This window comes from Bacillus infantis NRRL B-14911, from assembly GCF_000473245.1.
Lineage (GTDB): Bacteria > Bacillota > Bacilli > Bacillales > Cytobacillaceae > Bacillus_AB > Bacillus_AB infantis.
In genome coordinates this window covers 3,998,448-4,012,366 of the sequence record NC_022524.1, presented here as the reverse complement: position 1 = coordinate 4,012,366, position 13,919 = coordinate 3,998,448, and the positions used below count along the sequence as shown (strand labels likewise).

At 48.2% G+C, this 13,919-nt stretch carries 11 protein-coding genes, 1 pseudogene and 2 riboswitches; of the genes and pseudogenes, 8 read left to right on the top strand and 4 right to left on the bottom strand.

Annotation, left to right across the window (positions count from 1 at the left end):
• Nucleotides 1–36 precede the first annotated feature (36 nt).
• Nucleotides 37–177: a hypothetical protein gene (locus N288_RS25260; protein ID WP_009793021.1), complete on the top strand. Its 141-nt coding sequence runs from the start codon at nt 37–39 to the stop codon at nt 175–177.
• A gap of 61 nt (nt 178–238) precedes the next feature.
• On the opposite strand, the gene N288_RS25890 is transcribed toward N288_RS25260, so the two are convergent.
• The 3 genes and pseudogenes from N288_RS25890 to N288_RS20270 all read right to left on the bottom strand — a co-directional run bounded on the left by N288_RS25890 (nt 239) and on the right by N288_RS20270 (nt 3,134).
• Nucleotides 239–757, bottom strand: a complete 519-nt coding sequence (locus N288_RS25890; RefSeq protein ID WP_371931603.1) for a methyl-accepting chemotaxis protein — start codon at nt 755–757, stop codon at nt 239–241.
• A 243-nt stretch (nt 758–1,000) separates the two neighbouring features.
• Nucleotides 1,001–1,555, bottom strand: a pseudogene (locus tag N288_RS25885) (protoglobin family protein); the annotation flags it as partial.
• A gap of 151 nt (nt 1,556–1,706) precedes the next feature.
• On the bottom strand, nt 1,707–3,134 hold the full coding sequence (locus tag N288_RS20270) for a PAS domain-containing sensor histidine kinase (RefSeq protein ID WP_022544390.1): 1,428 nt from the start codon (nt 3,132–3,134) through the stop codon (nt 1,707–1,709).
• Between the two features lie 323 nt (nt 3,135–3,457).
• Nucleotides 3,458–3,557: riboswitch (SAM riboswitch) on the top strand.
• 127 nt (nt 3,558–3,684) lie between these two features.
• Nucleotides 3,685–3,787, top strand: a riboswitch (SAM riboswitch).
• Nucleotides 3,788–3,863: 76 nt separating this feature from the next.
• On the opposite strand from N288_RS20270, the gene N288_RS20265 reads away from it, so the two are divergent.
• Genes N288_RS20265 through N288_RS20250 form a run of 4 tightly spaced genes read left to right on the top strand, consistent with a single transcriptional unit; the run spans nt 3,864 to nt 7,636 of the window.
• On the top strand, nt 3,864–4,895 hold the full coding sequence (locus tag N288_RS20265; RefSeq protein ID WP_009793026.1) for a methionine ABC transporter ATP-binding protein: 1,032 nt from the start codon (nt 3,864–3,866) through the stop codon (nt 4,893–4,895).
• The gene (locus N288_RS20260) at nt 4,885–5,535 is read left to right on the top strand and encodes a methionine ABC transporter permease (RefSeq protein WP_009793027.1); all 651 of its coding nucleotides are present in this window, start codon (nt 4,885–4,887) and stop codon (nt 5,533–5,535) included. Before N288_RS20265 ends, N288_RS20260 begins: the two co-directional genes overlap by 11 nt.
• Before the next feature lie 15 nt (nt 5,536–5,550).
• Nucleotides 5,551–6,381, top strand: coding sequence for a MetQ/NlpA family ABC transporter substrate-binding protein (locus tag N288_RS20255; protein ID WP_009793028.1), 831 nt, complete (start codon nt 5,551–5,553; stop codon nt 6,379–6,381).
• Nucleotides 6,382–6,424: 43 nt separating this feature from the next.
• Entirely contained in the window at nt 6,425–7,636 is a 1,212-nt protein-coding gene (locus N288_RS20250; RefSeq protein WP_009793029.1) for a M20 family metallopeptidase, read from the top strand.
• Between the two features lie 42 nt (nt 7,637–7,678).
• Here N288_RS20250 and N288_RS20245 read toward each other — a convergent pair whose 3' ends face one another.
• A complete protein-coding gene (locus N288_RS20245; protein ID WP_022544389.1) occupies nt 7,679–7,957 on the bottom strand; it encodes an alpha/beta-type small acid-soluble spore protein in 279 nt (92 codons plus the stop codon).
• Nucleotides 7,958–8,196: 239 nt separating this feature from the next.
• Here N288_RS20245 and N288_RS20240 point away from each other — a divergent pair, with 239 nt between their 5' ends.
• From N288_RS20240 to uvrA, 3 genes are all read left to right on the top strand, one after another.
• Entirely contained in the window at nt 8,197–8,430 is a 234-nt protein-coding gene (locus N288_RS20240) for a CsbA family protein (protein ID WP_009793031.1), read from the top strand.
• Nucleotides 8,431–8,930: 500 nt separating this feature from the next.
• Entirely contained in the window at nt 8,931–10,910 is a 1,980-nt protein-coding gene (gene uvrB / locus N288_RS20235) for an excinuclease ABC subunit UvrB (protein ID WP_009793032.1), read from the top strand.
• A gap of 7 nt (nt 10,911–10,917) precedes the next feature.
• Complete coding sequence (gene uvrA, locus N288_RS20230; RefSeq protein WP_009793033.1) at nt 10,918–13,797, top strand: excinuclease ABC subunit UvrA; 2,880 nt, start codon at nt 10,918–10,920, stop codon at nt 13,795–13,797.
• The last annotated feature ends 122 nt before the right edge of the window (nt 13,798–13,919 follow it).

The window sequence follows — 13,919 nt, the reverse complement described above, 5'->3', positions numbered from 1 at the left end:
GTAAAATATATACAAATAAAGGCGGGGGGCGGTATTTTGAAATTCAGAATAAAGCGGAAGAAAGAAAAGAAAAAGAATAACAAGCTTGAAGTGATTGATGCTGCAATCGATCTGATAGAGCCGATATACCTTCTGTCCCGGTTTCTCATCCGTTCCCTATTTAAATTTGTGCAGTGAACAGAAAGCTATCAACATAAAAAAAGAGAAGCGGTGATGCCTATGCTTCTCTTTTGCATTTTTAAAAATTTGCCACTGTTAAGCTTAGTTCTTCAGCGGAATCGGATAATTTGGCAGCTGCACTGCTGATTTCGGAAAGAAGGCCGGTAAGAAGTTCGATGTCCTTTTCGATCTGGCGGCTTTTATCTTTGCTTTCTGTGCTTGCCGACAGGATTTCTTTGAAGACATTTCCTGTGTTTTCGATCTCTTTATTCCCGTTCACGACTATTCCATCAATGGTGCCAATCTGCGAAATCACCTCTGAAATCTGCCTGATTGTGCTGTTCAGCAGTGAGGTGATGTTAGAGGATGAGTCTTTTGTCTGTTCTGCCAGCTTTCTGACTTCATCGGCAACAACGGCAAATCCCTTTCCATGCTCGCCTGCCCTGGCCGCCTCAATGGCAGCATTAAGGGCGAGCAGATTGGTCTGGTCTGCAATGCTTGTAATCACGCCGGCAATCTCGCCGATCTGGTTCGAGGTTTTTTCCAGGCTGCTGATGGTGCTGGTAATTTCATTCACATTGCTTTTCAGCTCATGCATATTATCGACAACCCGATTCAGCTGGTCGCGGCCTTTGGATGAACGAGATTCCATTTCAGTCGAAGAAGCGGCGCCATCTTTTGCATTGCCGGATATCTGACGGGACTGATGCACAATCTGTTCTACAGAAGCGCCTGTCTGCTCTGACATGGCAGCCAGATTTTCAACGATTTCCCCGACATAGCTTTTCAGCTCGACCTTCGCTTGATTCTCCCTTTCGGCTGAGAATGCTTCCATCGTCTGCTGCATGATGGAAATGCATAGCTGGATTTCAAGATTGAAAATCTTCGCCATCGCAAAAGTCACGCGGCTTTGATCTTTCGATGACAGTTCCAGCTCCTGCAGGACAATTTCCAAGATGTTTTTCATAAGCAGCTGGTAAATGGACATATACCAGTGAATCTGCACCCCGATCTGCACATAAGCTTTTGCTGCTGTTCTGCGGCGTTCAACGAATTCGCCGTCAACTATGCCATTGAACAGACTGAGGATATACTGCTGGCTCATCTCTGTAGTCACGCCAATTTTCGAAATATCGGTTATTTTCCTGACATCCTCTTGTTCATAAGTGAGAAGTTTATTGTAAACGGCGCTGATATGCTTTTCGGCAATCGGGCGCACTGCCCGCAAAATAGCCAAATCTTCTTTTGTCAGGCCCATCACTTCAATCTGAAGCTTTAAATCCTGATCAAATTCAGTTTCCTGTACTGCATGTTCCAGTTCTTTCTGAATCAGGCTTTCAAGGTCAAACGATTTCGGTTTTGCTGTTTTCGTAAAAAGCACTTGAAACACTCCCATTTTCTATATCTATTATCCTGCTTTATATCGGCAATATAGGGGAAGTTTTTACTATTGTTTAAACAGAAGTACAATTGTTTTCAAGAAGGTCTGCAGCGAGAAGCTGGAGCAGAATCAAAAAAGCCCCGGGCAGGAACGCCGGAGGCTTCAATCAGACCACAGGAATCAGCAGTTTCACGATGGTTCCTTCATTTTCTTTGCTTGTTATATATATATTCCCGCCGTGGCTCTTAATGATCCGGTTGCAGATCATGAGCCCCAGGCCTGTCCCCTTTTCCTTCGTGCTGTAGAACGGTTCACCGAGCTTCGGCAGCCTTTCCTCGGGAATGCCGATCCCTTCATCCTTCACGCTGATCATCGCAAAGCTGTTATCCTGCCTGACCTCAATGCTGATTTTTCCGCCATGGGGCATGGCTTCAATTGAATTCTTGATCACATTGATAAGCACCTGCTTGATTTTATCGATTTCACAGCGGACGCTGATTTCAGATAGAGAGTATTTTACATCTATCATGATGTTATAGATAAGCGCCTGTGTGTTTAAAAGGGTGACGACACTCTTGACTATATTCACCAGATTGGTTTCCTGAGCCTCTGTCACAACAGGCTTGGCGAGGACAAGGAGGTCATTGACGATTTCTTCAATCCGTTCGAGTTCGGAAAGGATTACATCTGCATATTTTTCTGTTTTACGCTCTGTAAGAAGCTGGGTAAAGCCTTTGATGGCGGTAAGGGGATTTCTGATTTCATGGGCGATTCCTGCTGCAAGCTGCCCGACGACAGAGAGCTTTTCTGCATTATGAAGCTTTTCTTCGGTCTTTTTCTGGCCGGTGACGTCTTTGATGATGATCTGGAAAAGCTTCCGGTTCTTAAAAACGGTGGGGATCAGCTGGATAGCGGCCTTCCGGGTGTTCCCGTCACTCCTGATGATATTCAATTCAAAAGAGACAGTCTGATTCGCCTGGTAAAAATCCTTCAGATAGCCATGATCAGAAGGTGAAACATAGTCATACAAAGAAGCGCCTATAATTTCCTTGCTTGAAGTAAAGCCGAACACCTTCTTGCCTTCATCATTCATGTAGGTCCATATGCCTTTCTCGGTTGTCATGCCAATGGTATCCCTGCTGTATTCGACAAGGAAACGGTACTTTTCCTGGGTTTCCATGTTTTCTTCTTCCATATTGACGCGCTCGGTCATATCTCTTGATATGCACATGGCTTCCTGGCCGTCGCCGAGTGTGCTGATGCTGGTCTCCAGCCAGATATAGTCGCCTTCCTTGCGGCGGAACCGGAATGAAATGCGTGAGCTGCTGCCCGGGGATAGCCCGCGGAATTCTTTTTTGAGGATTTCTTTATCTTGGGGGTGGCAGTAGGCCAGAATGCAGTCCTTGTACAGTTCCTCTTGTGAATAGCCCAAAAGGGTGCTGCAGGATGGGGAAACATATAAAAAGATGCCTTCTTTTGTATGCCTTGAAATCAGGTCTGCCGAATGCTTCAGAGCCAGTTCGAGATTCTTTGCTTCAACTTTGTCCACAAATAATTCAGATTGATAGTCTCTGTTTGTTGCAATCAAAACCATTCTCCCTCCCGGAATGCAGTTCAATTTGCTCTTTTCCACTATTATACAATAGACAAGCGGGCATAAATATAGGAGTAAACTCCCTCTTCTTGTGTGAAGACTGGGGAGAATGTTGATAAGGGGAGGAAAAAATGTGGAAAACCTCCTTTATCCACAGCAGATGGAGTTTTTTTTTTTAAAAACTCTCCAAAAATAAGTAAGGGTTTTCAAAAATTGTGGATAAGAATTTTTATCCGAAAAATTTAAAAAAGGGTTTGACAGAACTTTGAAACGCGTGTAAAGTAAAAAACAATTAATCAAGCAAATAAACTTAATACGATAGCTTCTTATCCAGAGAGGTAGAGGGACTGGCCCTATGACACCTCGGCAGCGGACTGATGAACCGTGCCAATTCCAGCAGGCAGATTGCCTGAAAGATAAGAAGAGGACGAACGCCTATTATTCTGCCCTCTTCTTTTTGAAGAGGGCTTTCTTGTTTTCCGGAATAAAAGTGCGTGATGCTGCATAGCTATTGTGTTAAAACCAATTAATTTTATAGGAAAACCATAATTTCTTATCCAGAGAGGCAGAGGGACTGGCCCAATGAAGCCTCGGCAGCGGACTCTTATGAGTACTGTGCCAATTCCAGCAGGTGTGAGCCTGGGAGATAAGAAGAGCGGATGCTGATGATGCATGCCCTCTTCTGTTCTCAGAAGAGGGTTTTTTATTTGATATGGAGGGTGAAGCAAAATGATAGAATTTCAGGATCTCAGAAAGGTGTATGAAAGCGGCGGGCAGCAGGTTGCCGCGCTCAACGGGATTGATCTAGCAATAGAAAGAGGAGAAATTTTTGGTGTCATCGGCTTTAGCGGAGCGGGAAAAAGCTCGCTGATCCGCTGTGTGAATCTGCTCGAAAGGCCGACCTCGGGCAAGGTGATCGTCGATGGCCATGATCTAACCTCGCTTTCGCCCAAAGAGGTGAGGGAAGTTAAACGGAATATCGGCATGGTGTTCCAGCATTTCAATCTGCTCAACTCAAAAACGGTGTTCGCCAATGTAGCCATGCCGCTCACACTGGCAAAGCTGCCGAAAGAGCAGATCCGCAAACGGGTCGCTGAACTGCTTGAGTTTGTCGGCCTTGCCGATAAAGCGGATAAATATCCGGATCAGCTTTCAGGCGGCCAGAAGCAAAGGGTCGGGATTGCCAGGGCGCTTGCGACACAGCCATCGATTCTTCTGTGCGATGAAGCGACATCGGCCCTTGATCCACAGACGACGAGCAGCATCCTTCAGCTTTTGAAAAAAATTAATGCAGAATACAACATCACCATCCTGATCATTACCCATGAAATGACGGTCATCAGGGAAATTTGCGACAGGGTGGCAGTGATCGAGGCAGGAAAAATCATTGAAGAAGGGTCAGTGTTCAATGTATTCTCGGCGCCGAAAACACAGACGGCCCAGAACTTTGTCAGCTCTGTCATGAATGATTCAATCCCTGATTCTCTAAAGCAGCTTGTAGAGAAAAACGATGGAAAGGAAAGGATCTTCCGGATCAATTTCGTCGGCGAGTCAGCCGGACAGCCGCTGCTTTCCAGACTTGCCAAGAAGTTCGATATTGATATCAACGTGCTGTTCGGGAATATAACCGAGCTTCAGGGAATCCCTTTTGGAAACCTTGTTGTCGAGTTCCAGGGAACCGACCAGGAAGTGCAGCGCGCGCTTATGTATATTCATCAGGAAAAAGTCTCAATCAAGGAAGTGAAAGCACATGCTAGTTGATCACACGCAAATCATAGAAGCACTCATCGAAACCATTCAAATGGTGGCTTTCTCGCTTCTTTTCTCAACCATCCTCGGATTGCCGCTGGGCATCCTGCTGGTTATTACGAGAAAAGGCCATCTGCTGGAGAATCTGCCCGTTTTTAACGTGCTGAATGGGATCATTAACATATTCCGCTCTGTTCCATTCATCATCCTGATGGTCGCAATCATCCCGGTGACGCGCCTTTTAGTAGGCACCTCAATCGGAACGGCGGCTGCTGTCGTACCGCTAGTATTCTATGCCGGCCCATATATTGCAAGGTTAATCGAGAACTCACTCCTCGAGGTTGATCCTGGTGTCCTCGAGGCGGCGGAAGCGATGGGAGCGACTCCGGCACAGATCATCTTTAAGTTTCTCGTACCGGAAGCACTCAGCTCACTTGTCCTGGCACTGACCATTGCAACCGTCGGACTTGTCGGAGCATCCGCCATGGCAGGGGCTGTCGGCGGCGGAGGGCTTGGCGATTTGGCCATTACCTATGGCTATCAGCGCTTTGATACAACGGTCATGCTCATAACAGTCGCTATCCTGGTCATTATGGTCCAGGGGCTGCAAAGCTTCGGCAATATTTTATCCAAAAAAATCAGAAGACGATAACAGGAGGAATCATCCATGAAAAAACTACTATTAACGGCAATCATCCTCGCACTGGCGGTTTTCAGTGCAGCCTGCTCATCATCAACAAGCGGCAAGGAAAAAGAAAAAGAAGTGAAAATCGGGGTCAGCGGGTCAGACAACCGCATTTGGGACTTTGTAGCCAAGAAGGCTGAAAAAGAAGGAATCAAAGTGGAAATCGTCCGCTTCTCTGATTATGTCCAGCCAAACATCGCTCTAGCAGAGGGAGAGCTTGATGCCAATGCCTTCCAGACTATTTCTTACTTCAACGCTTTTAAAAAGGAACATGATCTGGATCTTTCACCAATCGCGACAACCGTTATTGCACCTATGGGCATCTACTCTGAAAAATATAAAGATGTAAAAGATATCCCGGAAGGCGGAAAGATTGCCGTGCCGAACGAAGCAACCAATATGGGAAGATCATTCCTGCTTCTGCAGGAAGCCGGCCTGATCACGCTGCCTGAAGACTTTGACGGAAATGGCAGCATCGACAAAATCGTCGACAACCCGAAAAACCTGGAAATCGTCCCTGTAGTAGCGGGCCAGACACCACGCGTCCTGCCGGATGTAGCTGCCTCCATCATCAATAATGGAATCGCTGTTGATGCTGGCTTCAACCCTGTAGAAGACTCTATCTTCCATGAAAGTGCAACAGCAACTCCATATATCAACATCATTGCCGCCAGAACAGAAGACAAAGACAATGAGACACTGAAGCGCCTCGGCGAACTGTATCAGGAAGATGATGTAGCTGAATTCATTGAAAAAGAATACAAAGGCAGCACAATCCCGACATTCGTTCCGCTTAGTGAAATCGGAGAATAATAACCGGTGCCTGGCACCGCTATAACCCAAGGAGGAGATCATTATGTCAGCACCTGCTAAATCTGTAACCGAGCTGAAGGAAAGAATCAATCAAAGTGTAGAAGCTGGAAGGGAGCTTTACCTTTCAACAAGCCACCAGATTCATGACAAACCGGAAATCGGCAACCAGGAATTTTTCGCATCCGGGCTGCTCTCAGGAATTCTTGAAGAAGAGGGCTTTGAGGTTGAGCGTGCTGTTGCCGGCCATGAAACAGCCTTTGCTGCAAGGAAAAAATCCTCCAGACCGGGACCGTCCATCGCTTTCCTTGCCGAATATGACGCACTGCCGGGAATCGGCCATGCCTGCGGCCATAATATCATCGGCACAACAAGCACAGCGGCAGCGATTGCTTTAAGCAAGGTGATTGAAGAAACAGGCGGAGAGGTCGTCGTATTCGGAACACCCGCCGAAGAAGGCGGACCTAACGGCAGTGCAAAGGGCAGCTTCGTGAAGCACGGCCTGACAGAGGGAATTGATGCGGCGCTTATGATCCATCCTTCAAGCAGGACGGCATTGACAAGCTCCTCCCTGGCGGTGGATCCGCTGGACTTTGAGTATATCGGCAAGCCTGCCCATGCTGCGGCTTCACCGCACGAAGGAATTAATGCACTTGATGCGGTCATCCAGCTCTTCAACGGCATCAATGCCCTGCGCCAGCAGCTGAAAGATGATGTGCGAATCCATGGCATCATCACCCATGGAGGAGACGCACCAAATATCATTCCGGAATATGCGAAAGCGCGTTTCTTCATCCGGGCAGCGACAAGAACCTATCTAAATGAAGTTACAGCAAAAGTGAAGAAGGTGGCAGAAGCTGCCGCCCTTGCAACAGGCGCTGAACTGAATGTAATTGCATTCCAGAATGAAGTCGATAATCTTCTATTAAATAGAGCGTATGATGAAGCGTTCCGTGAAGTCATCGAGGAACTGGGGGAAGAGGTCGATCTGTCAGGAAGGGAAGGAATCGGTTCAACAGATGCAGGCAACATCAGCCAGCAGGTACCGACGATCCACCCTTATATCAAGATCGGCAGCGATGATCTTGTTGCCCATACTGTACCTTTCCGTGAAGCTGCACGGTCGGAAAAAGGCGATGAAGCCCTGCTCACAGGTGCAAAGGCGCTGGCACAAACCGCATTCCGGCTTATCACGGAGCCTGAACTGCTTGCTTCCATTAAAGAAGAGTTCGCTAGGAACAAAGAAGCGCAAAAATAAAGGATGGAGCTGCCTATATGGCGGCTCCATTTTTCCATTATACTATTGCTTTTTGTTGAGGCTTTCCTGGGCCAGCCGGATTAATTCCTTCACCATGCTGCCGCCGATCGGGCCGCCGACTTTGCCGGCCTCGCGCGATGTCAGCCTGCCGTTATATCCATGCTGAAGCGGAACATCCTTTTCCCTGGCCACCTCATATTTTACTTCCTCCGGCGCATCCGGTCCGACCTTATAGCCCTGGTTAGCCATAACACGTGCCTTCAATGTGTCGAGGGCTTCACGGGATTCTGGAACTAGGGGGCGCCTCCTTCTTCTGGACATTATGCAAACCTCCTTTCCGTTCATTATGGATAGTATTTTGCAAACAGCCTTTTTCTAAGCGAAGCCCGTCCATATCATCAGCTGCAAACAGAAATCGATGAATGGACAACAATACCCTAAGCAAAAAAATACAGCTGCATATTTTTGAAATTGCTTGTATCATATAGTTTGAACCGCTATTCTAATGTTATACTTGTCCGCAATTCATAGTGAATCTATCATAAAGAAGGTGTGAAAAAGTGGCGCTAAAGTATCTTTCAGCCCTGCTGCTGCCCGGACTGCTTGTCATGTTCTTTACGAGGGTGACGTATAATCATGTAATCGGGCTCATTCTGACAGTCGCCCTGATTGCCGCCTCCGTCTACAAGGGCTATACAGACAGCTGGGGGCTTATTGTTGTTGATGCCTTTTCTTTGACTGCCGGTTTCTGGTATGCGCAGATTATGAAACAAAGAGCAAAGAAGCGAGCTTGATTTTATAATGATTCTCAAAAACCTGCCTGGTTTTAATCGGGCAGGTTATTTTATTTGGCAAGCAAGACTTTCAGCTGTCATCTCCATCCATATTTCCTGCCGACATATTTCGCGGGAAATATTCCAGCTTTAAAGGGCCGGTCCACCATTTAATCAAACGTTTGATTAACCTTTATTCGGCAGGAATCGAGCCGTTCCTGGCAGGAGCCTTTTTACTCATCACATGCTATTTCATGAAAAACGAATATCCGTTCGCATATTCCTGGTTTCTTTCATGTGCTTTGTGGTAGAATGAGGATATGAGTTTTTCAGCTTCGTACAAGGCTTCAGACCTTTTTCTTCTATAATATAACTTCAGCAGGGATCATCACGTGCATTCAGGACCGCTTAACCATTAAAAGAACAGGGGCAACAGAAGCAAGGTGCTTGCTTACTGGTATGCCTGCCTGCAAATATAGATAAAATGTTAAAATCAACTTCTTGAACAGGAGGCTTTTTTTGTGAAGGACCAATTTGAATTAGTCTCAAAATATTCGCCGCAGGGCGATCAGCCAGAGGCCATCAGCAGGATTGTCGAGGGCATCCGCTCCGGCAAGCGGCACCAGACCCTGCTGGGTGCAACTGGTACTGGTAAGACGTTTACCATTTCCAATGTAATTAAAGAGGTTAACAAGCCTACATTGGTCATAGCCCATAACAAAACCCTGGCAGGGCAGCTTTACAGTGAGTTCAAGGATTTTTTCCCGAACAATGCTGTAGAGTATTTTGTCAGTTATTATGATTACTACCAGCCTGAGGCATACGTGCCCCAGACAGATACATTCATCGAAAAAGATGCAAGCATCAATGATGAGATTGACAAGCTGCGCCACTCAGCAACTTCTTCGCTTTTTGAACGGAAGGACGTTATCATCATCGCCAGTGTTTCCTGCATATACGGCCTCGGTTCACCTGAGGAATACAAGGAGCTTGTTCTCTCTTTGAGGACAGGGATGGAAATTGAGCGGAACCAGCTTCTGCGCCGCCTTGTTGATATCCAGTATGAGCGGAACGATATTGATTTCCGGAGGGGGACCTTCAGAGTCCGCGGCGATGTGGTGGAAATCTTCCCGGCTTCACGGGATGAGCATTGCATGCGGGTCGAATTCTTCGGTGATGAGATTGACCGGATCCGGGAGGTGGATGCACTGACCGGAGAAATCATGGGCGAGCGCGAACATGTTGCCATCTTCCCGGCCTCCCACTTCGTAACACGCGAGGAAAAGATGAAAATTGCGATCGGGAATATCGAAAAGGAATTGGAAGAGCGCCTGGAGGAAATGCGTGAAAACGGCAAGCTTCTTGAGGCTCAGCGCCTGGAGCAGAGAACGCGCTATGACCTGGAGATGATGAGGGAAATGGGCTTTTGCTCAGGGATCGAGAACTATTCGCGCCATCTGACTCTCCGTCCGGCCGGATCAACGCCGTATACGCTGCTTGATTATTTCCCTGACGATTTCCTGATGGTCGTCGATGAATCACATGTAACGATCCCTCAGGTCAGGGGGATGTTCAACGGGGACCAGGCCAGGAAATCAGTCCTTGTGGATCATGGATTCAGGCTGCCATCCGCGATGGATAACAGGCCGCTCACCTTCCCGGAATTCGAAAAGCATATCAATCAGATTGTATATGTTTCCGCAACCCCGGGTCCATATGAAATAGAGCATACGCCGGAAATGGTCCAGCAGATCATCCGGCCGACAGGGCTGCTTGATCCGACGATCGAGGTGCGCCCGATCGAAGGACAGATTGATGACCTGATTGGCGAAATCAATGATCGGGTAAAGAAGAATGAGAGGGTCCTCATTACGACCTTGACGAAAAAAATGTCAGAGGACTTGACCGACTATCTGAAGGAAATCGGCATAAAGGTGCAATATCTCCATTCAGAGGTCAAGACGCTGGAGCGGATTGAGATCATCCGTGAGCTCCGCCTAGGAAAATATGATGTACTGATCGGGATCAATCTCCTGAGGGAGGGGCTCGACATACCGGAGGTTTCCCTTGTCAGCATACTTGATGCAGATAAAGAGGGCTTCCTCCGTTCAGAGAGGTCCCTCATCCAGACAATCGGGCGCGCGGCCCGGAATGCTTCCGGCCATGTCATCATGTACGCAGACAAGATCACCAATTCAATGGAGCTGGCGATCAGCGAGACGAAAAGGCGCCGGGAAATCCAGGAAGCTTATAATGAGGAGCACGGCATCACACCGCAGACGATCCAGAAGGAAATCCGCGATGTGATCCGCGCCACCCATGCTGCCGAGGAGCAGGCCGACTATGCTGCACCAGCCAAACCGGCAAAAATGACGAAGAAAGAACGCGACAAACTGATCGCAAATATGGAAAAGGAAATGAAGGAAGCTGCCAAGGCGCTCAATTTCGAGCGGGCGGCCGAGCTTCGTGATCTATTATTAGAGCTGAAAGCGGAAGGATGACGAACTGATGGCAATGGAAAAACTGATTGTAAAAGGCGCCAGGGCCCATAACCTGAAGGATATTGATGTCACCATCCCGAGGGATAAGCTTGTGGTGCTGACGGGGCTTTCCGGATCCGGGAAGTCATCCTTGGCCTTTGATACGATATATGCAGAGGGGCAGCGCCGCTATGTGGAATCTCTTTCCGCCTATGCGCGCCAGTTCCTCGGCCAGATGGATAAGCCTGATGTCGATGCCATAGAAGGGCTGTCGCCGGCAATCTCCATCGACCAGAAAACAACAAGCAGGAACCCAAGATCGACTGTCGGCACCGTGACGGAAATCTATGATTATCTGAGGCTGCTGTTCGCCAGGGTCGGCCGTCCGACATGCCCGATCCATAATGTGGAGATATCCTCCCAGACAATCGAGCAGATGGTCGACAGGATCATGGAATATCCGGAAAGAACGAAGATGCAGGTCCTCGCTCCGGTCGTTGAGGGCAGGAAGGGGACCCACGTCAAGGTTCTTGAGGATGTGAAAAAGCAAGGCTATGTCCGTGTCAGAGTCAACGGCGAAATGCATGACCTGGGCGAAGACATCACATTGGAAAAAAATAAGAAACACAGCATACAAGTGGTCATTGACCGCGTGGTCGTGAAAGAGGGCGTAGCAGCAAGGCTGGCTGACTCCCTTGAAACGGCGCTTAAGCTCGGTGAAGGCAAAGTCATCATTGATGTAATCGGAGAGGAAGAGCTCCTCTTCAGCGAAAACCATGCCTGCCCGCACTGCGGCTTCTCCATCGGCGAGCTTGAACCGAGGATGTTCTCCTTCAACAGCCCATTCGGCGCCTGCCCATCCTGCGATGGTCTTGGCAGCAAGCTTGAAGTGGATGTTGACCTTGTCATCCCAAACCGCGGACTATCTTTAAGACAGCATGCCATCGCACCATGGGAGCCGACAAGCTCCCAGTATTATCCGCAGCTGCTTGAGGCAGTCAGCAGCCATTTGGGGATTGACATGGATATGCCTGTACAGGATATACCGAAGCATTTGCTTGATAAGCTTCTTTACGGAGCAAAAGGGGAAAAAATCTATTTCCGCTATGAAAACGACTTTGGCCAGGTAAGGGAAAACTTTATTGAGTTTGAGGGTGTGATCCGCAATGTGGAAAGGCGCTTCAAGGAAACAAGCTCTGACTATATCCGCGAACAGATGGAAAAGTATATGGCCCAGCACCCTTGCCCGGCCTGTAAAGGAAACCGCCTGAAACAGGAAAGTCTTGCTGTCCTGATTGCAGGGGAGCATATTGGAAAGATTACATCATTGTCCATTGAAGAGGCAGAAGACTTTTTTGAACATGTGATTCTCTCTGAGAAAGAAAGGCAGATTGCCAACCTGATTCTTAGGGAGATAAAAGAAAGGCTCGGATTCCTGATCAATGTGGGACTGGACTATCTGACACTAAGCCGGGCAGCAGGCACGCTTTCAGGAGGGGAAGCTCAGCGCATCCGTCTTGCCACTCAGATCGGCTCCCGCCTGACCGGTGTCCTGTATATCCTGGACGAGCCGTCAATCGGCCTTCACCAGCGCGACAATGACAGGCTGATCGATACGCTCAAGAATATGCGTGATATCGGGAATACGCTCATAGTTGTTGAACATGATGAGGATACGATGATTGCAGCCGACTACCTTATCGATGTCGGCCCGGGAGCCGGCGTCCACGGCGGCCAGATTGTTTCCCAGGGGACACCGGCAGAGGTAATGGATGATCCGAATTCCTTGACCGGCCAGTATTTGTCAGGGAAGAAGTTTATCCCGCTGCCGCTTGAACGGAGAAAAAGCGATGGGCGCTTCATTGAAATCAAGGGTGCACAGGAAAACAACCTGAAAAACGTAAATGTCAAATTCCCGCTTGGCACGTTTACTGCCGTCACTGGTGTATCAGGATCAGGAAAAAGTACGCTGATCAATGAAATACTTCATAAAACCCTGGCGCAAAAGCTCCATAAAGCCAAAACAAAGCCAGGCGAGCATAAAGATGTCAAAGGAATTGAGCATCTTGATAAGGTCATTGACATCGACCAGTCGCCGATTGGACGTACACCGCGTTCCAATCCGGCCACCTATACCGGTGTCTTTGATGATATCCGCGATGTTTTCGCCTCTACGAATGAAGCAAAGGTCCGCGGATATAAGAAGGGACGCTTCAGCTTTAACGTTAAAGGCGGAAGATGCGAGGCATGCCGGGGAGACGGAATCATTAAGATTGAGATGCATTTCCTTCCTGATGTGTATGTCCCATGCGAGGTCTGCCACGGGAAACGCTATAACCGCGAAACTCTTGAAGTTAAGTATAAAGGGAGAAATATATCAGATATCCTTGATATGACAGTCGAGGATGCACTTGAATTCTTTGAAAATATTCCAAAAATCAGCCGAAAGCTCCAGACAATCTATGATGTTGGCCTGGGCTATATCACGCTCGGCCAGCCGGCAACCACATTGTCCGGAGGGGAGGCTCAGCGTGTGAAGCTGGCTTCAGAGCTGCACCGCAGGTCAACCGGCCGCTCTTTCTATATACTGGATGAACCGACGACCGGACTGCATGTCGATGATATCTCCAGGCTGCTCACTGTATTGCAGCGGCTTGTTGAAAACGGGGATACAGTCCTGGTCATCGAGCATAATCTCGATGTCATCAAGGCTGCCGACTATATTGTCGATCTTGGGCCAGAAGGCGGCGATAAAGGCGGAACCATCATTGCCCAGGGCACCCCGGAAAAAGTGGCTGAAGCAGAAGGCTCTTATACCGGCAAATATCTAAAGCCAATCCTGGACAGAGACCGTATTCGCATGCAGAAGCTGGTCAAAGAAAGAGAAACAAGCGTATCAAAAGCATAAACCCAAAAGCGAGTTCCGCAATTACTGCGGGCTCGCTTTTTTAGGATGATGGAATTCCTGCTGAATATTGCCAGATTGCCTCCCGCTGAATCGGGTAAATGAACCTTAATCAGAAAAGGAAG